The 22,780-nt window shown below is 44.1% G+C and carries 10 protein-coding genes; 1 reads left to right on the forward strand and 9 read right to left on the reverse strand.

Annotated features, from left to right (window positions below):
• Window positions 1-250 precede the first annotated feature (250 nt).
• From glmM to AC0YNW_RS20115, 8 genes are all read right to left on the reverse strand, one after another.
• Entirely contained in the window at window positions 251-1,609 is a 1,359-nt protein-coding gene (glmM, locus tag AC0YNW_RS20080; RefSeq protein WP_475833469.1) for a phosphoglucosamine mutase, read from the reverse strand.
• 16 nt (window positions 1,610-1,625) lie between these two features.
• Window positions 1,626-2,450 (reverse strand): hypothetical protein, encoded by an 825-nt coding sequence (locus tag AC0YNW_RS20085; protein WP_475833470.1) that lies wholly within the window; start codon window positions 2,448-2,450, stop codon window positions 1,626-1,628.
• Window positions 2,451-2,532: 82 nt separating this feature from the next.
• A complete protein-coding gene (locus AC0YNW_RS20090) occupies window positions 2,533-3,885 on the reverse strand; it encodes a nucleotide sugar dehydrogenase (RefSeq protein WP_475833471.1) in 1,353 nt (450 codons plus the stop codon).
• A gap of 30 nt (window positions 3,886-3,915) precedes the next feature.
• Complete coding sequence (locus AC0YNW_RS20095; RefSeq protein WP_475833472.1) at window positions 3,916-4,719, reverse strand: response regulator; 804 nt, start codon at window positions 4,717-4,719, stop codon at window positions 3,916-3,918.
• A 32-nt stretch (window positions 4,720-4,751) separates the two neighbouring features.
• Window positions 4,752-6,152, reverse strand: coding sequence for a glycosyltransferase family 2 protein (locus AC0YNW_RS20100; RefSeq protein WP_475833562.1), 1,401 nt, complete (start codon window positions 6,150-6,152; stop codon window positions 4,752-4,754).
• A 68-nt stretch (window positions 6,153-6,220) separates the two neighbouring features.
• Complete coding sequence (locus AC0YNW_RS20105) at window positions 6,221-7,390, reverse strand: hypothetical protein (RefSeq protein ID WP_475833473.1); 1,170 nt, start codon at window positions 7,388-7,390, stop codon at window positions 6,221-6,223.
• Between the two features lie 16 nt (window positions 7,391-7,406).
• Entirely contained in the window at window positions 7,407-9,644 is a 2,238-nt protein-coding gene (locus AC0YNW_RS20110; protein WP_475833474.1) for a hypothetical protein, read from the reverse strand.
• 439 nt (window positions 9,645-10,083) lie between these two features.
• Window positions 10,084-11,058, reverse strand: a complete 975-nt coding sequence (locus AC0YNW_RS20115) for a hypothetical protein (protein ID WP_475833475.1) — start codon at window positions 11,056-11,058, stop codon at window positions 10,084-10,086.
• A 596-nt stretch (window positions 11,059-11,654) separates the two neighbouring features.
• Between AC0YNW_RS20115 and AC0YNW_RS20120 the strand changes: the two genes are divergently transcribed.
• Window positions 11,655-13,409 carry a WG repeat-containing protein gene (locus AC0YNW_RS20120; RefSeq protein WP_475833476.1) on the forward strand — a complete coding sequence of 585 codons (1,755 nt, stop codon included), beginning with the start codon at window positions 11,655-11,657 and terminating at the stop codon, window positions 13,407-13,409.
• A gap of 423 nt (window positions 13,410-13,832) precedes the next feature.
• On the opposite strand, the gene AC0YNW_RS20125 is transcribed toward AC0YNW_RS20120, so the two are convergent.
• Window positions 13,833-22,454, reverse strand: coding sequence for a family 10 glycosylhydrolase (locus tag AC0YNW_RS20125; protein ID WP_475833477.1), 8,622 nt, complete (start codon window positions 22,452-22,454; stop codon window positions 13,833-13,835).
• Between the last annotated feature and the right edge of the window lie 326 nt (window positions 22,455-22,780).

Below are 22,780 nucleotides of genomic sequence, written 5' to 3' on the forward strand. Positions count from 1 at the left end.
CATCCACTTCCTGCGCGCGAGCGAACTGCAGGGGTTCATCGCTGCCAGCGATGGAATGGTTGTCCGATGTAGTCCGATTAAAACCGCGGAAGCTTTGTTCTGACTGGGTTTCTGAGGATCGCATTCCGATTTATTCGGATGCTGTATGACGATTGGGGACAGCTCATCCCCAATTCGTCCCCATAAAATAATGTTCATGTTTCCGCATGGATGGTAAGGTCAACGTTTTCCGAAATTTTGCCCCATTCGATTAAACCAGATTGTATGCCAATTCTTCCTTAACGACATCGACAATAAGACCTACAAAGCTGGAAAGCTCTTGCTCATTCGGGCCCTCTGCCATAACTCGAACAATCGATTCTGTGCCTGAAGGGCGAACTAGCACTCTTCCGTTCCCGCCCATCTTATGCTCTACTGACTTGATGGCTTCTTCGATTTTCCGATTCCCTGCCAGCATCGACTTGTCCTCTACTTGAACATTCACCAGAAGCTGCGGGTACTTGGTCATGCACTCAGTAAGCCCGCTTAGAGACTCGGATTTAGACATCAGCACATCCATCAACTGGATCGCACACAACATGCCGTCTCCAGTCGTATTATAGTCCAGCATCACAATATGGCCCGACTGTTCCCCGCCCAGGTTATATCCGCCCTGTACCATTTCCTCCAATACATAGCGATCTCCGACTTTGGTTTGTTTGGCCTCTACTCCATTTCTCTCCAGCGCCTTATAGAAGCCCAGGTTGCTCATCACAGTAGAGACCACCGTATTGTTATTCAAACGATCTTGCTTCTTCATGAATCCGGCTAGGATGAAGAGGATGTGATCTCCGTCAACGATCGATCCCTTCTCATCGACGGCAATGAGCCGGTCCGCATCTCCATCAAAGGAAAGGCCCAAATCGGCCCGATGTTCCAAAACAGCCTGTTGTACCGCTTGAGGGTGCGTAGAGCCGCATTCTTTGTTAATATTCAGCCCGTCCGGTTGATGCGCCAGGACAACCGTGTCGGCACCCAAATCGCGGAAAAGCTGCGGCGCGAGCATCGAAGCCGCCCCATTGGCACAATCCAATACCACTTTAAGCCCTTCGAACCGATTTTTAACCGTGGACTTTAAATAAGAAATATAGGCTTGTCCGCCTTCGAGATCATCCTGCACCCTGCCCACATCGCCGCCAATTGGGCGTGGAATCCGATCTTCATCCGTATCAAGGAGCGCTTCAATCTCCGCTTCCATTTCATCCGACAGCTTAAATCCGTCTCCTCCAAAAAATTTAATCCCGTTATCCTCCACAGGGTTATGAGAAGCGGAAATCATCACCCCTGCATCCGCTCCCCTTGTTTTCGTCAAGTAGGCTACGCCTGGCGTAGAGATAATCCCTAAACGTACAACATCTGCACCGATTGACAACAAGCCTGCAATAAGAGCCGCTTCCAGCATTTCTCCTGAAATGCGGGTATCCCGTCCGATTACAATTTTAGGCCGCTTCCCTTGCTTGCTCCGAGTCAGCACATATCCGCCTGACCGGCCTAATTGAAATACCAACTCAGGAGTCAACTTACTATTCGCTACTCCTCGCACCCCATCTGTTCCAAAATATTTCCCCATTCGTATCGTCCTTCCCTTACGATTTCGCGGCTTCTCTCCAGCTTTTGTATTGATGGATGGCAAAGCCTTGATATCCGGTATGCCACCGCATCACAATATGGCTCAACTGCATTTGCCGATGCATGCTGGAGGTGCCCTTTTCGAAAAAAGAAATATGCTCCCCTTCATCCGAAGGAGCCATTTCCAGACCTATAATTACAGGTTTCCCTGCTCGAGTTCCTTCTTTAATCATCGGCAGAGCATTGGCAATAATGCCGTTCTCTCCGATCGCGAAATTCCGGTAATTCATGAGCACCACACCGTCGAGCTGCTCGATCATCCAAGAACCGACGCTCTCGCTATCGCGGGCAGGAATCTTGTGAATCCAAAAAGGAAGATCGGCCGATACCCGCAAGGACGCGCCTTGCTTGACTTTTTTGACCAAATACTCCACATTTTCCATCCATTGGCGTACGATATCGTCACGATCCTGCTCCCATTCCTTCAACAGATAAGGTTCAATGTCCACGTGGATGCCGTCAAATGCGGCTCGTTCACCTGCAGCAAGCTGATAGTCTTTAATCCATTCAATAAAGGATTCAATATCCTGTTGATATTCGGTTAATCCCCAGGCTGGATCTCCTCCTAACGCTTCGACTTCAATCCCTAATCCGTGAGCTTCCTCGATGAAGGCTCGATAAGGTTCAAAGTCTCTTGCTTTGCGGTCGACATGCAGGTAGATTACATTCACTCCTTGGTCTTCAGCAAAAGCGAGCATTTCCTTTTTGTCCTTCATCAAAGCCGTTGTATCCCATACCCAGGTTGCCTTAACAGGCGGCTTTTCGGATCCCCATTTCAGCATAAGAACCGCCCCGATCACCATGCAGGGTAGCAAGGTAATCAGGATAATTTTAAGTAATGGCATCTTTCTTCGAGTTACGAGCTTAAGCACCAACAGGAACTTTCGCAGCTTTTTGATTCATTCCGGTTCCCAGCTTATGAATGTTATCCGACTCAATATCAGCAAAGGCATTACGTGTATCAATGATCGGAACTCCAATTTCGGCTAACTCATGATAGCTGAAGCTTCGATGATTGGTGATCAACACCAAGCAATCGTATTGGGAAAATGCATCTGGGTCGTATTTTACCGTCTGAACGACGTGACCTTGCTCGTCTTTGAACGTAGTTGCATACGGATCGTAATACTCGACTTTCGCTCCGCTTTTCTTGAACAATTCATAGATTTCCAAGCCGGGAGATTCACGCAGATCGTCGATATCCGGCTTATAGGACATCCCTAATAGCAGCACTCTCGAGTTGCGGATTGATTTCGCATATACATTTAAGACTTGAGCCGTTTTGTTAAGCACATATTCCGGCATATTATCGTTAATAGATTGGGCCAATTCGATAAACTTGCTATAGAAACGGAATTCTTTTGCTTTCCAGGACAAATACATCGGATCCAGCGGAATGCAGTGACCGCCGATTCCCGGCCCCGGATAAAAGGACATGAATCCGAACGGCTTCGTAGAAGCAGCTCGAATAACTTCCCATACGTCGATGGCCATTCGATCGCACATCATGGCCAATTCGTTGACGAAAGCGATATTGACGCTGCGAAACGTATTTTCAAGCAGCTTTGACATCTCCGCTACTTTCGGAGAAGAAACCGGAACGACAGTTTTGACCACGTTGTTGTAAAGCATGATGCCTAGTTCTTTGCATTTCTCGGTAGTTCCGCCAATGACCTTGGGCGTATTGTACGTATTGTAATTGGGATTACCCGGGTCCACGCGTTCCGGCGAGAAGCATAGGAAGAAATCCCGGCCTGCCGTTAATCCCAGAGCCTCAAGCTCATATTCAATTAATTCTTCGGTCGTTCCGGGATATGTCGTGCTTTCAAGGACGATTAAGGCTCCTTTTTTAATATATTTCTTGATCTCATTCACAACGCTCACGATAAAGGAAGTGTCCGGATCTTGGTGTTCGCTGAGCGGAGTCGGCACGCAAATGCTGATCGTATCCAATTCCCGAATCGTTTCGAATCGGTTCGTTGGCACAAATTTCCCGCTGCCCACGGCATCGGCCACCATAGAATTTGGCACATCTTGAATATAGGACTCCCCATCAAGAAGGGACTCTACCTTACGGTTATCCAAATCAATGCCATAGACGGTAAAGCCTCCTTTCACCATTTCCATCGTTAATGGCAATCCTACATACCCTAGACCAATGACGCCTACCTTCGCCGTTTTACTTTGCAGTTTTTCTTTTAAATGGTTGTAAATCATATCGTATCCGCTCCTCTTGAATTCACAATTTTAATGGTTTTTAGTCAGTCTCTTAATTTTCCATTCTAATTCAGAGATCGAAAGAGGTTTTGTCACGTAGTCGGCAGCTCCTGACTCATAAGCACGACTCATGTTTTCCGTGAGCTGCTTGTCTGTCAGAACGATCACCTCGCCTTCATACGAGTTAGTAGCTTGAATCTTGCGGATGAGCTGATAGCCATCGATGATAGGCAAATTCAATTCGGTAATGACAAGGCGCGGCAATTCTCGAACGAATACATGGTAAGCTTCTTGTCCATCTTTGGCCTCATATACGCGATACCCCTTTAACTCCAGCCGGGTCTTGATAAATTCGCGCACAATATCGTCGGTATCGACAATAAGAACGGATGCTGCAGCATTGGCCCCCGTAAAGAAGTGAATGTTTCCTTCCTTCCCTTTGCTCCGAATCGCTTGTTGCATGAATTTCTCGATCGTAGACTTGGTCGGGTTCCCGCTCTCCGGAAAGCTGGATACAATCAATTGCCCTTGTAGCAGATGCTGATCTTGGAGAACATCTTTTAGCACCAGAGACGCGTAATGGGTATTGCCCATGGTTCCATTGTCCAAAACCGCACACAGCATCTGATTCGGATCGTCATAGAAAAATTGGATCGAAAGAGAGGCATCGTTGTTGCTCATAAGTAATTTTGCCTGTTCAAGCGTTTTTGGGTTCACATTCGCGCAAGGAGCCAAAATGACTCCGCACGAAGCGCTCTTCTTGGTTGCCAAATGAATGAATTGTAAAAGCTGCAGCGTAATTTCCTGAATGTTGTTTCGAATGACAATGGCCACATTCTCCACTCCTTTTATCTATATACTTGATATTATTTGTTGAAATTGGTTCTAACCATCGTTCCCCACGTATTATTGTTGCGGAAGAAGTCGATGTGTCCCATGAATCTCCATAGAACGCCAACTTGACGATAACCGAGAAACATAAGGAAAGAGTAAAGCATCATTTTATTGAGATCACTCAGTTTAGGATAACGGCTAAAAGCTTTTTCCTCGATAAATAAAGCGCCAAGGCTAAGAATGAAGCAGGAGAAAAAGTTCACCAGCATAAACACAACGACTGTTTTCCAATCCGCCATATTAAGCAGCCAATAACCGATCATGGCGATTAGCCCGCTCAGACGGATATAAGGATTTAAGGTTTCAAATAGGATGTTATAAGGAATGGTTAACCACCCGAACAATTTATAACGGGGGCGGAAGATCATATGGATTCCTTCCTCGATCATGTTTTTTAAGTTACCGCGCCCCCAGCGCATTCGCTGGCTGCTTAAAATCCGGTACGTATCCGGTGCTTGTGTCCAACAAACAGCATCCGGACAGAAACCGACTTGATAAGGTATATTGTTCTTCAAGCAATAACGATGCAGCTTGATGACGATGTTCATATCTTCCCCAGGGTAGCCGCCACGGTAGCCGCCTATGGCAATTACCTTATCCTTCTGAAAAACACCGAAGGCGCCGGATACAATGATCAATCCGTTAATGGAGCTCCAGCCGATCCGGCCGCCTAAGAACGCTTTGATATACTCAACGTTCTGGAGAGCAGGCCACATTTTTTTAGGAAATCTGATGTTTTTGACCATCCCGTCTTCTACCGTACAACTGTTAACGATTCGAACATTTCCGCCGACCGCTACCGTATCTTCGGGGTTTTCCATATACACTCTGGCGATTCTTGTCAGAGCATCTTTTTCCAAAAGTGAATCCGCATCAATCGTAGAAATCAAACCATAGTGAGAAAGGTTAATCCCTGCATTCAAGGAGTCCGCTTTCCCCCCATTTTCCTTATCGATGAAATACAAGTTTGGATATTCAGGATTGTGATAGTAACCTCTGACCATGTTGGTTTTTATATGCTTTGCAACAAAAGGCTTGATTTCTTTTAGTTGAAACTCTTCGATCATAATTTTGGCTGTATCGTCTTTTGAGCCGTCATTAACGACGATGACCTCATATTCCGGATAATTCAAAGCCAATAAATTTCGCACATTTTCTTTAATCATTAATTCTTCGTTATAGGCCGGAACTAATATGGACACCGGCGGTACGTGTTCAGAACCGGATAGCTTCCGTACGCGATTATATTTTATCCCTCTTTGCAGAGGGTACGTATGACGAATCGACAAACAGAAGATCAGGAAATATATGAACGTTATAATGAGTCCATAATACATGGCAAAGTAGCCGTATCCCAATAAAAAGTCGCGCAAGAAGTCCATTGCTTGTTGTAAATAATATTCCAGAAGCCTCATGCTTTGTTCCCTCCTAAACCTAAAAGCTATACAACACGATAGATTCGTTTGTTCTTGCCTAGCGTTTTTTCGTAATGGTAGGTGAGCGAATTATATCGTGTTACTTTATCAAGGTCATGGAGCTGTATCGAAAGAAATTTGAGTTCTTCCTCAATAAGCATCTGGAGGTATTCCCCTTGCTCTGACCCTCTTACTTCTGCAGTGACTCCGCATAATGTGGCTATGCCTTCATCTCCAAGAAGCAATAGCCCTTTCGCACTGGCAGCGGATACTCGCTTGCTTTCATCCAATAATGCGTTTTTCATGACATCGATATACGTAACCAGCTTCTGATCGGCGATCGCCCCAATCGTAAGGACACGCAGTTCATCCAGCGGATGCTGAAGCAGCTTTTGAACAACGTTTCTAGGTATAAAGTGAACGGATTTCAGATAGATTTCCACAGCCTTAGATTGAATCATTCTGTCCTCGGAATCGATGAGACGATAGACAGCCGATGCTACCGTCGGCTCGGTATAGTCTCTCAATCCGCACAGTCCAATTTGGATATACTCCTTGCTATCCCGTTGAATGAATTCAGCAAACAGCGCCCCATGGTCGATATCCGCTTCCTTAATCATGTCTACAAGCAAATCATAAAATCCTTTGTTATGGCTCAGAAGAAGCTTTACCATTTCCTTCACATCCTGTTCATTGCGAGCACATTTCGCAATTGACCGGGCGATGACAAAGAGGGAAGAATTCAGCTTATGCGTTGCGAGAAGCTGGAGTAAATCCGGAACAGCTTCCTGCACTCTCATACAGCCTAAGTGATACGCCGCATCGATTTTCACAGCATAGGAGCCTTTCTTCAAACGATCCAGATGATAGTGCACCAGTCCCAAGCGTTGGCACAGCTCCTTACATTTTTCGCGAGGTGTTCCGGTAAAATTTTCGATCATATCATTCAAGCGTTCCTGCAATATTTCTTGTTCTACTTTGTTCAAAGAAAACGGCGGTGCCTGCAGCGGTTCTTTTCCTTCAATATTGACCAGGACATAGGTAAGGTAATCTTTGATTTTGACCTCAAACCTGCGTTCTATTCTGGTTCTTCTCAGCCTTTTGATTTTTATGGCATAAACCGCGGCGACGAATACAACATTCAACATAATGAGAACATACAAAAATTTGAGCGCTACTTCGATGTTGATATACACAAATAAAATCCTTCCTTCATTTATGCTCGGATACCGGTTGATTCACTTCACGCATCGCTTTTTGCATAATCGAATAACTTTGTTTTGGGCGTTCCACATATTTGACGTCGATATCTTCCCACCTTTTCCAGGTGTAAAGCGGAAGTTTCGATATCGGATAGGGATTGTTGCCTTCGAGTCCGATGACTTCCTTCGAATCGTTGCGGACGATCCATGGAACAATGCGAACGCCCTCGACTTTCTCGGATTCGAATTGTTTCGTTCCCGTATCTTTGTAACTAATGGCGCTGAGTGAGCTTGGATCACTGAATCCTAGCAGCATCCATGGAATACGAATTTCCAATACATTGCCTTTTGCCTGCCACATGGCCTTCGAATTATAGTTCGGATCTTGCGGATCGCTAGTTCCTCTCAGCAAGTCTCCTACTTCGATATCGCCGAATGGATGATCGACACGGGAATCCGGATATTCGAGCAAATAATTGACGACCAATTTCCATGGGTTAAAGAGTCCGCTATCGTCCTCAAATTGTTTTGGATCGTAAGCTAATATTTTCGACAGCTTGCCATAGATTCGGGTATGGAAGTCATAATTGGAGGCTATCATCATTTGCCCTTTATCCTTGTTTCCAAGTTCAATTAAGGTTTCCAATCCTTCATCCAGCGTCTTTCCTTGGAGCTGCGGTGCATGGCGGTTGCCGCCCTTTAATGTATCGAATCCCAAATAGACGGAATTTTCTGTTAAATCCAAAGGTTCAGATAACTTGGCCAGGAGATATAAATATCCTTCATCATGCGTGGCCCATATTTCATTAAAACCTTTCATTTGCATATCTAGCTTAGTCTTATCCCCATCATCGAGCTTGTCCCAGTCTGATGGATCCCCGTCAATGTGAATCACATCATCTTTACTTGGATACATACCGAGTATCCCAAAATGGGATTCGTTCGTGAGCGTGTTATACCAATAAGCCCGCCGGTCAGGAATGTCGTAGTTTAACGTGTTCCAGGTTTTCTTAAACCACTCGTCCTGCCATGTAAACAAGATCGCGCCGGAGTATCCCTCCTGATGGATTTGCCGGAACATATCCGCATCCATTTCCCCTTGTGTTTTGTCGTCGTGTCCTCCCTGATTGCGCCCCAGCATGCCTGTATGGGCAATGCCTTGTGAGGCGGGAACGCCAAATTCGGTAATCATAACCGGCATATCGTTATGGTATTCCTTCAGCTTGTGAAGATAGGTTTTGTAGCTATCCACTTCACCTTTATCATTTTTCATCGTTTGAAACGATTTGTCGAAGGTAAAGAAATCAGGGTAATACGGGTAAACATGATAGGAGGCAAAATAACCGGCATCCCAATCTAAGGCTTCGATATGCGACGGATCGACACTGACCATGTCTTCAGTAATTAAAGGCTCACCTGGATGTTCAAGGGGGTCGGTAGTCACCCAATTCGAGAATGCAATCGGATGCTGCCATCCGTGCTTAGCTTCTGTTGCGGCTGTTATGTCGACCATCTCGGCCAACCATTTTTCAAAGGGACTAGCACCAGGTTTGCTTTGAAAATGTTCTCCCTTATAATCAGCTGCACCCGAATTGTTCTTATTCGTTTTATCCACCATCATAGGATCCCATTCGGTTCCGACGATCCATCCCATGAGATAGGGCCCTGCATTAAACACATAATTACCGCTGGCTTTTCCGGAATGCGCCTCAGCTTCGAGCTCGATATTTCCGTACACCGCTTCTACAGCCTCTCGAACCTCTTTTTCAAACTTCTGTTTTACTTTCGGGTCAAAGGCGTTTTGGCCTGCAATTAATTGTTCTTCTGGACTCCATACCCCTTGAATGAAAAAGAGCGGATTATCCTGATGCTTCTCATTGTATCTGACCAAAGCTTCGTAAAACTCCGGTTTTAGAATGGTGTACACGCGAATGACGTTGGCGCCCATATCTTGAATCATTTCAAACCATCTCAAATAGTCATCCCTCGAAATCTCAAGCTCTCCGGGGAAATGTCCTGGAACAGCTGCTCCCATATTGACCCCTTTGGCAAAATAGGGATTCCATGACTGGTTTTGAAATTGTTCCATTTGAGTTCCGTTCGTTTTAAATTTCACCTTATATCCTTTACCGATTTCGGTGCTTTCTACCTTTGCCACAGGCGGCATCAACCAATAAGCGACAGCTCCGCCCGCGATTATAAGAACAAGTCCTATTTTGAAAAAACCACTTTTGAATAACTTTTTCATTGCCCTCTTCCTCATGTTTGTATTCTAGTCATATGTTTCGCATGGATATATACGATCGGTCGGCTTGAGGCCGCTTGCTGCGCCCCAATACTGTAGCATAAGGCGACAAGCCCGTTCAATAAAACCTGGGCCTATACGACATTAATAAATTTTTAGAACTCTAATAATTATTAATGGCATAACAGAAAGAACAGCCTGCGAATGCAGGCTGTTCTTAGGTTTATGAAAGTCAGGATAACAGATATCAAATTTTCATAAATAGATCGTTTATCTGGGATTTATAGATGGGCACTGCCTAGGGTTTATGCCTTGGCAAATGTGGATCTAAATCAATGTTTTCCCAGCGTCACAGTAATCCACATGTAACGTGTAGATAGTGACAACAGAGACTTATTGGACAGTCCGCCCATTTTAGTAACGAAACAGCCTCCATAATCCCCTATTTCCTGTATTTTTCTAAATCTACATCCCATGCTTCTACGTCATAAGCATCTGCTTGAAACTTATCGTGATTCCCTTTGTATGCTAAATAATTCATTTTAGCAATCCAGTCATTATCATTTCTATGTATGATTTTAAAAGCAAATTTCGATTGAAGATAGCTCTCTCCCGATTTCTTTGCTTCCTTACCCTTATCATTTATTTCCATTACATAATGATATGCTTCATATCTTCCATATTTAGAAACTTCATGGAACGCTTCTTTGAAATCATAGTATTGATTAATAATATCATAGGGAATATAGTCACAAATCAATCGCATGACGTTATCAAGCTCAAGATCATGCTTTTTTTCATAATCAGAAAGATTTATCGTAACATTCGTAATGATACCATCATCGCTGTCTCCGGTAGTAACCAATAGCAAAGCATCTTCATATAAAGTTGTTCCACTCGCATTCACTACTATAGCCTTATCAAATTCCTTCCAGAAGCTCTTTGCGGCTTTATAATCTCCATAAAATTTAGGATGCTCTTTTAATGTCAATAGTTCCATATCAGGTAAACTCTGGATTATCGTATTCTTATGGCTTATCGTATTCTTATCAGAATTCGAAGAAAAAATTGCCCCAATAAATACAACAATAAACAATAGCGTTATCAGACTAGCAACTATTCCACTTTTCTTTTTTGGTATTTGCTGCACAGCAGTTGGATAAGGATTAACTTGAACTATTCGTCTATTTATCAAATCCGCTCTACAATCGGGACAGACTGGCTCAAACGAATTCTTACCGCAATTAAGGCATGTTCTGGGCTTATCGCCTATCGTAACATTACAATTAGGACATTTATTACCTAAAAAAGTCGTTTCACAGCTTATACATATATTTTTAAATTCTTTTGCCCCGCAACCAGCACATTGTACAACATCATCTGCAGCCTTTGATCCACAATATTCACATTTCTTCATTCTCTCATCTATCCCCCTACAGATTCACATAACCTATATTGTGAGTTAAAACTCAATTCATTAAGTCAACAGAATGAATCGGCTGATCTGCAATTTGAACTGGTTTAATCTATACAAACAGGTTAATGTAGCCTCCAAAAACAACTTTCGTTTGTTCGCAGGCCTTCCCTATTCCGATGACTTCACCATCTTATAGACCAATATTAGCATGTTCGTTGCCTTTGTTGGGAACATTTCTCAATCAAAACTTTATCTATTTTAAAATAATAAAGCCCGAGCGCAACTACGCCTGAGCTTCGTTGATGGGTAAATGTCCAACAAGCTATTTCCTGATAAGCAACACACAGCACTCCACATAAGGGAGTCAGGAATATCGATACAACAGATAGAGGGACCGCAACCAAGATTTCAGGAGGGGTTGTTGCAATAAGTTGACGAAAAATAATTGTGTATATATGTAATTATATGTAACTATACTAGATCTGTTGTAAAACTAGGGAAAAATGTGTCAAGTTATGTTGACGTTATTCTGTTAGGTTGTGTATGATTTTTGAGAAAAGTAGAAATGTGAATTTCGGATTGGGGGAATTAACAGGATGAAACGAGGGTTATCTTTTGGGCTTGTGCTTATGATGTGTTTTACGCTGTTTCCCATGACTCCAACAAAAGCGGCGGATGATGGGGTGATTTGGCTTGATAAGAAATATGATGTAGTAATGGACTTCAGTGAAGGTCTTGCGGCAGTTTATAGGGATGGCAAGTGGGGGTATATCGACAAAACAGGCAAAGTAGTTGTCCCAATCATCTATGATGAAGTATATGGCTTCAGCGAAGGCCTGTCGAAGGTGAAGAAAGGTTACGAGTATGGCTATATCGATAAAACGGGCAAAGTAGTTGTCCCGCTTATTTATTATATTAAAGATGATTTCAGCGAAGGACTAGTGAATGTTGAAAAAGGTTACAAGCACGGCTATGTCGACAAAAAAGGCAAAGTAGTTGTCCCGTTCATCTATGATTCCACGTTGGAATTCCACGAAGGACTAGCTGCTGTTGATAAAGGTCTCAAGAGGGGCTATATCGACAAAACAGGCAAAGTAGTTGTCCCGATCATCTATGATAGCGGAGGTTACTTCCATGAAGGGCTGGCAAGGGTTGGAAAAGAGGGGCAGCGAAGCTATATCGATAAAACAGGCAAAGTAGTAATCTCGCACAATTATTATGATGCAGGGGACTTCCACGAAGGAATGGCGTGGGTTGAAAAAAGCAAAGGTATTCTCGGCTATATCGATAAAAAAGGCAAAGTAGTTGTCCCGATAGTCTATTATGCCGGATTTGACTTTAGCGAAGGCCTGGCATGGGTTAGAAAGATACATGGCAAGTTTGGCTCTATCGACAAAACAGGGAAAGTAGTTATCCCGCTAATCTATGATACTGCATCGCCCTTCAGCGAAGGATTGGCGTGGGTTGAAAAAGATGGAAAGTATGGCTATATCGACAAAAAAGGGAAAGAAGTTGTACCGATCATCTATGATGTTGCAGGTAATTTCAGCGAAGGACTAGTGAAGGTTGAAAAAGATTACAAGCAGGGCTATGTCGACAAAACAGGCAAAGTAGTTGTACCGCTAATCTATGATTTTGCAAGTGACTTCAGCGAAGGCCTTGCGGCTGTTTATAAAGATGGCAAGAACGGCTATATCGACAAAACAGGCAAAGTAGTTGTACCGCTAATCTATGATAATACATCGCCCTTCAGCGGAGGAGTGGCGCGGGTTGAAAAAGATGGCAGGTACGGCATTATGTCAAACCCATTGACCAGGGCTTCCTCAGCAGTCGCTGAAAAACCCTCTGCATGGGCGGCAGAGCAAGTCCATGCGGCGATAGCGGCAAATCTCGTGCCCCAAGACTTTCAAACGAGGTATACGCAAGCAACAACACGTGCCGAGTTCGCTGCACTTATCGTTGCTTTGTATGAGAAAACGACTGGAGCAGAGATCACCAAGCGGACGAAGTTCACTGATACGACCGATAGTAGTATAGAAAAAGCAGCGGGGATCGGTGTTGTTTCGGGTGTTGGGGACAACAACTTTTCGCCAAATACAGAGCTTACACGTGAACAAGCGGCGACTATGCTCTCTAGGCTTGCGAATGTCATCGGGAAACCTCTGACCGAACAAGCGGTTACCTTTGCGGACAAGGTAAACATTTCCTCATGGGCGCTTGAAGCAGTGGGACAAATGCAGGTAACTGGCATCATGGGTGGTATCGGCGACAATACCTTTGCGCCGAAGAGTCCGTACACAAGAGAACAGAGCATTATTACCATCATGCGGTTGTACGATGCGGTGAAATAAACCATCCCTCGGCTTCTTCGTTTCGGAGTATTGAATTAAACACAAAGAAAACTGGGCTTTGCCAAGCCTTGGCGCAGGCGATTGCCTAGTTGCCCTTGTGCATGCAGGGGCAGTCCAATAAGCCCTAAAAAGGTAAAAGCAGATGGAGAAAACGAAAGTTTTAACTCCACCTGCATTTTTGATCTGGTGAGATATTACGGACTCGTGTGATTGATTGACAGACTAACTTACCATCTGCATTCAAGGTCGCTTTCCAATCACCAGTTAAATCATCCTTGGTAGCATATTTAGATAGGAAAGCTTCGTTGATGGCATCGGTTGAGTAGGATGTGCTTGGGTTCCAAGCTGTCTTTAATGCGGAACTTCATCACCAGGCCCCCGGCTCAATTGCCGGGGGCCTCGTTTTACTGATCGATTTCAGCTTTATTTACTTGCGAACTCTAGCGCTCTAAGCAGAACGACCACCGACTCGGCTCTTGTTGCCGTTTGATTCGGAGCGAACTTGTTGCCGCCAACGCCTTGAACGAGCCCGTTCTCAACAGCCGCTGCAACTGCCGCTCTAGCCCATGACGGGATCTCGGCGTCATCCGCAAATGCAGTTGTTGCCTTGGAGTTGTCGGCGAAACCAAGCGCATTCACGATCATCGTCACCATCTCGACGCGGCTGATCTTCGCGTTCGGTCTGAAGCTGCCATCGGAGTAGCCTTTCACGATTCCAGCTTGCACAGCTTGAGCGATGCCTTGTTCCGCCCACGAGCCGATGGCTGCCTTATCGTTAAACTCCAGCTCGGCTCCGTTTCCTTGCAAGTTCAGCATGCGAGCCAGCATGACTGCAAACTCGGCGCGGGTAACCTCGCTCTTCGGCTTGAATGTGCCGTCAGCATAGCCGCTGATAATGCCCTTAGCCGCTGCAAGTTTAATACTTGCTTCCGCCCAGTGGCCTAGAATGTCGCTAAATTTGACTTCAACGTTCTCTTCAGGCTTAGTTTCCTCTTCTTCTGTTGCCGGATCACTTACATTCACAATGCAAGTTGCAATCATATTTCCATCTGTTGTTGTTACTGTAATTATTGCTGTGCCGCTGCCTTTTGCTACAACTCTACCTGTACGATCAACAATTGCAACATTTTCGTTGCTGGATTTCCATGTCACCTCCATAAGGTCAGCATTACTTGGCCTAATAGCTGCTGTCAGCTGAGATTCATCGCCAATCTTCAGTTCCAATGTCTGCTTATCAAGACTTACACCTGTAACATGTATCGGAACATGTATCACTTTTGCTGGTATTTTTGCGGCAATAAATCTTGCTACAGCACTTTTTAAGTTTACAGTTGCGCTATCAATCTCTTCCTGGGTTTTTGCATCCGCTTTGGCAGTTAATGCAGCTGTTATTGCAGCTTCCAAGGCATCCTTTGCACTTTGCGGATACTGCCCGGGATTTGTACCGATTCCTGCCGTGTCTCTTAAATCTGTAGCTATTTTTATTTGATTATCCAATTCAGTTGTATCAATTGTCTCTGATGGCATGCTTACAGTTACAACAGAGGTTGCCGTTTTATTTCCATCCTCGGTTGTCACTGTGATAACAGCTACACCCTCTGCTATTGCCGTAACCTTGCCGGTGTTATCAACTGCTGCAATTCCATCATCACTCGATGTCCATGTTACATTCTTATTAGCTGCTCCTGATGGAGTGATAGTCGCCTTGAATTGGTAAACACCGCCAACGTTTAGTTGAAGCGTTTCTTTATCAAGGCTCACTTCCTCGACTTTAACATTCGGATCCGGTATTTGTGCAGCCATAAAGCTTTCTACTGCGGCTTTCAAGCCTTCCGCTGCACGATCAATCTCTTCCTGGGTCTTTGCACCCGCTTTGGCAGTTAATGCAGCTGTTATTGCAGCTTCCAAGGCATCTTTTGCACTTTGCGGATACTGCCCGGGATTTGTGCCGATTGCTGCCGTGTCTCTTAAATCTGTAGCTATTTGTATTTGATTATCCAATTCAGTTGTATCAATTGTCTCGGATGGCATGCTTACAGTTACAACAGAGGTTGCTGTTTTATTTCCATCCTCAGTTGTCACTGTGATAACAGCTATACCCTCTGCTATTGCTGTAACCTTACCGGTGTTATCAACTGCTGCAATTCCATCATCGCTTGATGTCCATGTTACATTCTTGTTAGCTGCTCCTGATGGAGTGATAATCGCGTTTAATTGGTAAACACCGCCAACGTTTAATTGAAGCGTTTCTTTATCAAGGCTCACTTTCTCGACTTTAACATTCGGATCCGGTATTTGTGCAGCCTTAAAGCTTTCTACTGCGACTTTCAAGCCTTCCACTGCATGATCAATGTCTTCCTGGGTCTTGGCATTATCCTTTATAGCCGATGCAATTGTTACTGCAGCAGTTAAGGCATCTATTGCCTCTTGTGGATACTGCCCCGCTTCTGTACCAACCTCAGCATGATCCAATAGTTCCACAGCTGCTGCTATATCGCTGTCCAATGCAGATGTATCAATTATTGGCAATTGAGTGCTTTCATTTGACGGAATACTTTCGTCGCTCAGCCTGTTTAATGCAGTCACAACATAATTACTTGTTGGTTTTCCTGTATGATCAATATAGCTTTGCAGACCTGTCTCACTCTTACGAACTTTAGCAATCAATTTAACAGGATTGTTAATGTTTACAGCCTCATTATCTTCAAATCGATAAACGGCATAGTATGCTGTATTTTCATCATTATCCTGCCAGCTGATTGTATGGCTCCCGTCTTCGAATGTTGCACTTACTAATACCGGAGCTTCAGGTGCAACTCCACCCTTCCACGGCATTGCCGGCATAAGGGCTTGGGTCGCCCATAAGTCATTCTTAATAAGTGATGCAGCAGAAATAGCGTTAGGAGAATTCACTTTAAATGAGTTATACGTAAAGATCATAGTTCCGTCTATATTGGGGTTTGCAGCATTAAACTTAAGCTGGCGTGCAATTTCCTGATCCCCGACACCCAGGGTATTCCAATATTTATCAGTAGTTCCTTCATCAGGATTTAGCCAGTACAAACCTACACCCATATATAGCTGTGTTTTTACATCAGGGTTGTTTTTAAGCAAATCAGACCACCATGATGAAACAACTCCATACCCTGCAGCTGAATTTGCAAATGTCCAGTACACCTGTGGGGTTATATAGTCGATGATTTCTTCTAAAACCCACTTCTTAGTATCTGCATAAGCACGGTCATAGTTTGGTATTCCGGCCGAAGTTTCAGAACCATCCGGATGTCCGTCTTTCATGTTGCCCCATACACCTGCCGGGCTAATCCCAAATTTAACCCACGGTTTTTCTGCGTTTATTCTATTATGCAGATTTTTAACCAGTGTATATGTGTTATTTCTGCGCCAATCCTCAATCTTCGGAAACTCCGTTTTGTCGGCATAGGTATCATATGTGCTCTGATCACTATAACCGGCATCAAAACCGCCATTGCTGCCAACATAGAAATAATCGTCAAAGTGTATTCCGTCAATATCGTAATTCTCAACTATTTCCATAACGGAGTCTTCAACATATTTCGCAGCTTCCGGAATTCCTGGGTCAAGGACAAAACGGCTTGTGCCAACCTTTACCCATTCCGGATGCTTGGCATAGATACTATCAGGCACCTTGCTGAGCATATCTCCTACTGCCTTTAAGTCCGATAAAGGCTTTCCTGATTCGTCCTTATACATGGCCGCCGGCATGGAAACGCGGTATGGGTTAGCCCACGCATGCAGTTCGAGATTTCTCTTGTGCGCTTCTTCAATTGCGAACTCCAGCGGGTCAAATCCCGGATCAACATCCTGTTTTCCTGTCAGCCAGTATGACCATGGTGCAAGCTCTGATTTATAAAATGCATCTGATGTCGGCCTTACTTGGAACATCACTGCATTGGCGCCTGTTTCTGCAAGATCATCAAGAATTTTTATAAGGTCTGCTTTTTGCACCGCCGCACGAGCTTGTGTGTCTTCAATCTTCCATGAATCTGTTGATGGCCAATCAATATTAACAACAGTGCTTATCCAGGCAGCACGCATCTCACGTTTGTTTACCGGTGTTTCCTCTGGAACATGATACTTATCCCATGGAGCTGCTATTCGTGCTGCAAGATATTTTGCTACTTCTGTCTTTAATGCGGCTACAGCCACATCGATAGCATCCTGGTCAGCATGAATATCGCCTAAAACTACTTGTGCTGCTGCAATTGCGGTTGTAACAGCCGTTTTTGCATTTTGCGGATACTGTCCGCCAAGTGTCCCTACTACGGTTGAATTAACCTTAGCCTGTGCATCTGCTATAGCCTCGATCAGTTCAGTTTTATCAACATCTAATGGAACCATTGCATCCTCAAAAGCCTTAATTGCAGCATTTAGATCGTTTAATATACGATCAATATCTGACTGAGTTTCTGCATCAGCTTTAGCAGTTGTTGCAGCTGTAATTGCCGATAACAAATCATCAATTGATTGTTGTGGATATTGTCCAGGCTCTGTTCCTGCAACTGCTCCATCATGCAGAGCTTTAGCCTTTGCTATCGCAGCATCTAAATCAATGGTCACTAAAGGCGAAACCACCATACCGTCAAAATCAGCAACAGCTTGTGCTAATGCAGTTTTTGCCGCCTCAACATCTCCTTGTGTTGCGCCTGCATCGTTATATACTGTGTTTGCTGCATCTATCGCAGCTTGCAGTGCTGCCTTGGCTCCGCTTTGATATTGTCCTGGCAGTGCTCCTTCAACTGCAAGATCATGCTTTGCCTTTGCGGCATCTATCGCAGCTTTTAAACCCTGAATATCAATTAGCGGAATTTGTGAAGTTTTAAAGATATTAACTGCAGCATTTAATGTTTCTGCTGCACGATCAATATCTGACTGTACAGTGCTGCTTACCAAAGTTTGTGCAGCAATAAGAGCATCATTCAAAATGGCTGTGGAGCCTATAGGGTACTGACCTCCCTGTGTCCCTTCCACTGCACCAAGAAGCAGGGATTTTGCAGTTGCAATCGCTCCTATCAGTCCTGTTTTATTTAATGTTGCAGCCGGAGTAACATTATAGATTGCAGTAAGGTCGTCAATGTAGATCGTACTGTTTACTCTGCCAGCAGCAGAGGTTTCAACTAATCCAGGCATAATATTTAGTAAAAGGCCCGTTGATGCATTAAAAGTTGCTTGTGGTACATCATAGGTTACAAAATTCCAGCCTGATTTCATCACTGAATTGGCTGGTAAGAAATTGGCAGTTGTGGCTGAAGAACCGTCTGCCTTTCTTATTTCTGCACGTAAGCTGAAAATCGTCTCATCATTACCATAAAGCCAAAAACCAATTTTGTTCGGTGTATTCTCTCCGGTGAATTTCAATTTTTGGTTAGGGTAGGAAGCGCCTTTTACATAAGCACTGGCTGTCCCGGTAGTTCCCGCAAAATTATAATCAATCTTAAATGATCGATTTCCATTTTTCACATAATTGGGATCATTATTATATGAAATAGTGGGCTTAGTGCTTCCTCCATCATTAATCCAGTCAACGATGCTCTTTCCGCTGCCATGGTCTTCATAGTCCTCTATGATTTGATGTCGTTCGCTTACAATCTGTGCAGCAATATATGCGTCTACTGCTGAGTTAAGCAAATCGGTAGCACTATAAAGATCTGCCATAACGGCTGCAGGATTGTTCATAACACTAGCTGCAGCATCAATAGCAGCATTAAGCCCCGTGCGCTCTGATAAAGGATACTGCCCGTTGCCTGTACCGGCAGTTGTGCTGTCATAAAGGCTTTGCGCAGCTGCAATTGCCCCGCTTATTTCTGCTGTATCCTTTGTTTCACTTCCATAAACAGCCACAAGATCATCGATATAAATGGTGCTGTCCACCTTATCATTGGATGATGTGGCAACGATACCGGGCAGAAGCGTTATAGTAAGGCCCGTAGTTTGATAGGACGGAGCCACCGTGTACTCCAGATACTTCCATCCAGTAAAATTCAGCGTATTAGAAATGTTTTGATTTGTATTAGTGGAACCAGCAGTAATTCCTGAACGGAACTCTGCCCTTAGAGCAAAAGTTGTAACATTATTTCCATATACCCAGAAGCCTATCTTTTGCGGTACTTCCCCGGGTTTAAACACAAGGCCCGTACCTTGGTTCGGTCGAACATAAGCGCTTGCAGTACCTGCAACCTTGGATAACTTATAGTCAACCTTCAAGGAACTATTTCCACTATGCTTTATAGCGGTATCATAGGACAAAGTTGGCGGTGTGCTGCTGGCACTGTCGCCTGTCCACTTAATCATGCTCTGGGCAGCACCGCTGTTAACAACCCCATTTTCAAAGTCGTCCAGCACTATGACTGCAGCAACTTCAACTGTAGCTGTAACATTAGTGGATGTACCATTTATTGTCCCTGTAACCGTAAATCTGTGTGTTGATAAGCAGTCAACAGCCGGATCCACACTTGGCCAAGTTACTAAAACAGTGTCCTTCGTGCCATCATCATAGGTTACCTTAACGGTATTTGGAAGTTTTGGCGCTACGCCGATACCTGTCTTCACATATACCGGATCCATGCTTACTATGTTTACAGCGCTTTCAACAGTTACCGCAGCTTCTACCTTCATTGCGGCACCTTCAACTGTTCCCTTTACGGTAAAGTCATTAATACTAGCGTAGTTTTCTGCCGGAATATCATCCCAGACTACTGCTACACTTGCGTTTGTACCGTCAGTGTATGTGGCATTAACGCTAGGGGGAAGTATTGGAGGTATTCCCACCCGAGTTGTAACAGCTATGGGCGCATATACGTTAACTGCCGGATATACGATATAGTTGCCTTCTGCTTTTAGATTTGTTCCATCAACTATTCCCTGTATACCTTTCACACTTGGATTTCTGTATTCATTGAAAGGTGCGGCGTTTTTGTAATCTTCAGGATCCGGTGTTTCCCATATAACAGGAAGTGACGAAACTGTATGGTCTGTATATATGACATCCACAGTAGCTGGAAATACCGGAGCAGTATTTTGTTCTGTTCTTACAATTACAGGATTAATATATTTTATAGCCGGTGCAACAACCGAAACATGTGCTGTTACAGTCATTTTTGCTTGTGTTCCGTTAGTATGAATAACTTTCCCGGTTACATCAAAGCTATTTCCGGCAGCGGAATAAAGATTAGGGTCAGTTATCTTATCCCACTTTACCATCATATTAGCCGGAGAACCTGATGTCCTATTAACCTTTACGGATACCGGAAGAACCGGGGCTGTACCGGCTGCAGTAGTAATGTCTGCATCGATTGCACTAACCGGTGTCGGTGCATTTGGCGAGCTCTCGTTCTGGAGGCGGTCAAGTGCAGTGACTACATACTGTACCTTGCTTGGATCTGATATAGCTGTATCGGTAAAACTTGTTATATCTTTACCGTCACTATCAATAGTCTTACCAACAACTGCAATTATTTTTGTTGAATCTGATGTATCAAGATTTTCATTCTGTGCAAATCTATAAATCGCATAATATGCTGTGCTGCCTGTTTCATCATTAGATGTCCATGTTACTTGTGTAACGCCATCTACAGCCTTGGCAGTAACGTTTGTGGGCATCGCTGGAGCAACGCTGCTCTTCCAGGTTGATTTTGGAGCTATAGCCTTATTCACCCAAGCAGTCCTTACTCCCTCTTCTACTGCTTCCTTTTTATAAATTCTTGAACCTGGAACAATATTGCTGCCCTGATATAGGAATGAACCATCGATCCCGCGGCCTGTAATATCACTCCTATAGTTTGTATTGAGTTGTATCTCCCTGATAATCTCCTCTTTGGCATAGGGATCCAAAAATCCTGTTTCAGTTGGATTGGTTGTATCATTTACCCTATACAATCCCATACCCATATAAAGCTTTGTATTGGGATTTGTAAGGTGATCCGCCCACCATGTTGCTATTACACCGTAGGGAGCCACATCACGGCCAAAGGGCCAGTAAACCTGTGGGGTCAGGTAGTCAATCAGCCCCTCGTTCCCCCATCTTAACGTATCTGCAAAGGCCCTATCGTAGTTTGGTCCGCCACCGGCAGTTGGAGAACCGTTAACATGCCCGTCTTTAATATTGCCCCACATACCAGCAGGGCTTATTCCAAACTGTACCCATGGTTTTGCTGAACGAATTTTTTGGGAAATATCGCTGATTAGCTTGTATGTATTATTTCTTCGCCAATCGCCTATGTCTGTAAAACCGCCCTTATACTTTTCAAATGTAGCTTTGTCATCATAATCATAGGCTTTACCCTCATGGTAGAAATAGTCATCGAAATGAACGCCGTCAATATCATACTTATTAACAACTTCCATAACGCTATCCGCTATCCATGTTTGTGCTTCAGGTATACCTGGATCTACTACATACACACCATCATAGGCTTTTTTAATCCAATCAAAATGAGTGTTGAAAATACTCTTTGGCAGTGCTTTGAGTTGAGCAACCATGGCATCATTTACCGCAGTTGCAGCACGATAAGGATTAAACCATGCGTGCAGCTCTATTCCGCGCTTGTGCGCTTCATCTATTGCATATTCAAGCGGGTCAAAGCCTGGATCACCGCCTGGCGTCCCTGTCATAACTGTAGACCAGGGAACTAGATCAGATTTATAAAGCGCATCGGAAGATGGGCGAACCTGAAACATTACTGCATTCAGATTGCTAGCAACTGCCGCATCCAAGATATTGCTTAGTTCTTGCTTTTGCTTTTCCACCCTTGCTGCAGTATCAGTGATAGCTAACGATGCTGAGGATGGCCAGTCTGAATTGTAAACGGTTACAATCCAGGTCGCACGCATATCTTCCTTCTTGGAAACATCCGAGTTTAAGAACTGTTGATAGGGTGTCCAAGCATCTGAATCTGGAGGAGTAACCCCCGCCGCTGAAACGTGAATAGCAGGTAACATGGATGTTAGCATTAATACTATAAGCATCCGGCTGCATATTGCTTTACAACGCACTAATAAACGATTCATTTTCACTGCTCCTTTTATTAATGTTGGTATTTCGCTCCAAGCCACTGAACAGATTCGCCTTATTTCTTTTCCCCATCCCTCCCTATAAGTAATTTTTCCCCCTGTTTTCTCTCGTGTCACATGATCTTAACTTCGACAGCTTAAAATCGCACAATGGATCCTATCTGAATATTATACAAATTCGAATGTTTCGTCAATAAATTTCATAAATACATTTTATTATGAAATTTTATTTCGACATTAAACTATAAGATGACTCGCTCTACTCTGCAGAACGCGGCATCCGTTGCGGCTGTGTTCCTGATAACCGAAGCGGTAATCGTAAA

It is taken from the genome of Paenibacillus sp. J31R120, assembly GCF_056269225.1.

Excerpts from the sequence above, each read along its gene's own strand:
- AC0YNW_RS20085 (WP_475833470.1), bottom strand. The coding sequence starts at position 2,450 with ATGCTGAAATGGGGATCCGAAAAGCCGCCTGTTAAGGCAACCTGGGTA.
- AC0YNW_RS20120 (WP_475833476.1), top strand. The coding sequence starts at position 11,655 with ATGAAACGAGGGTTATCTTTTGGGCTTGTGCTTATGATGTGTTTTACG.
- glmM (WP_475833469.1), bottom strand. The coding sequence starts at position 1,609 with ATGGGGAAATATTTTGGAACAGATGGGGTGCGAGGAGTAGCGAATAGT.
- AC0YNW_RS20090 (WP_475833471.1), bottom strand. The coding sequence starts at position 3,885 with ATGATTTACAACCATTTAAAAGAAAAACTGCAAAGTAAAACGGCGAAG.
- AC0YNW_RS20115 (WP_475833475.1), bottom strand. The coding sequence starts at position 11,058 with ATGAAGAAATGTGAATATTGTGGATCAAAGGCTGCAGATGATGTTGTA.
- AC0YNW_RS20110 (WP_475833474.1), bottom strand. The coding sequence starts at position 9,644 with ATGAAAAAGTTATTCAAAAGTGGTTTTTTCAAAATAGGACTTGTTCTT.
- AC0YNW_RS20125 (WP_475833477.1), bottom strand. The coding sequence starts at position 22,454 with ATGAATCGTTTATTAGTGCGTTGTAAAGCAATATGCAGCCGGATGCTT.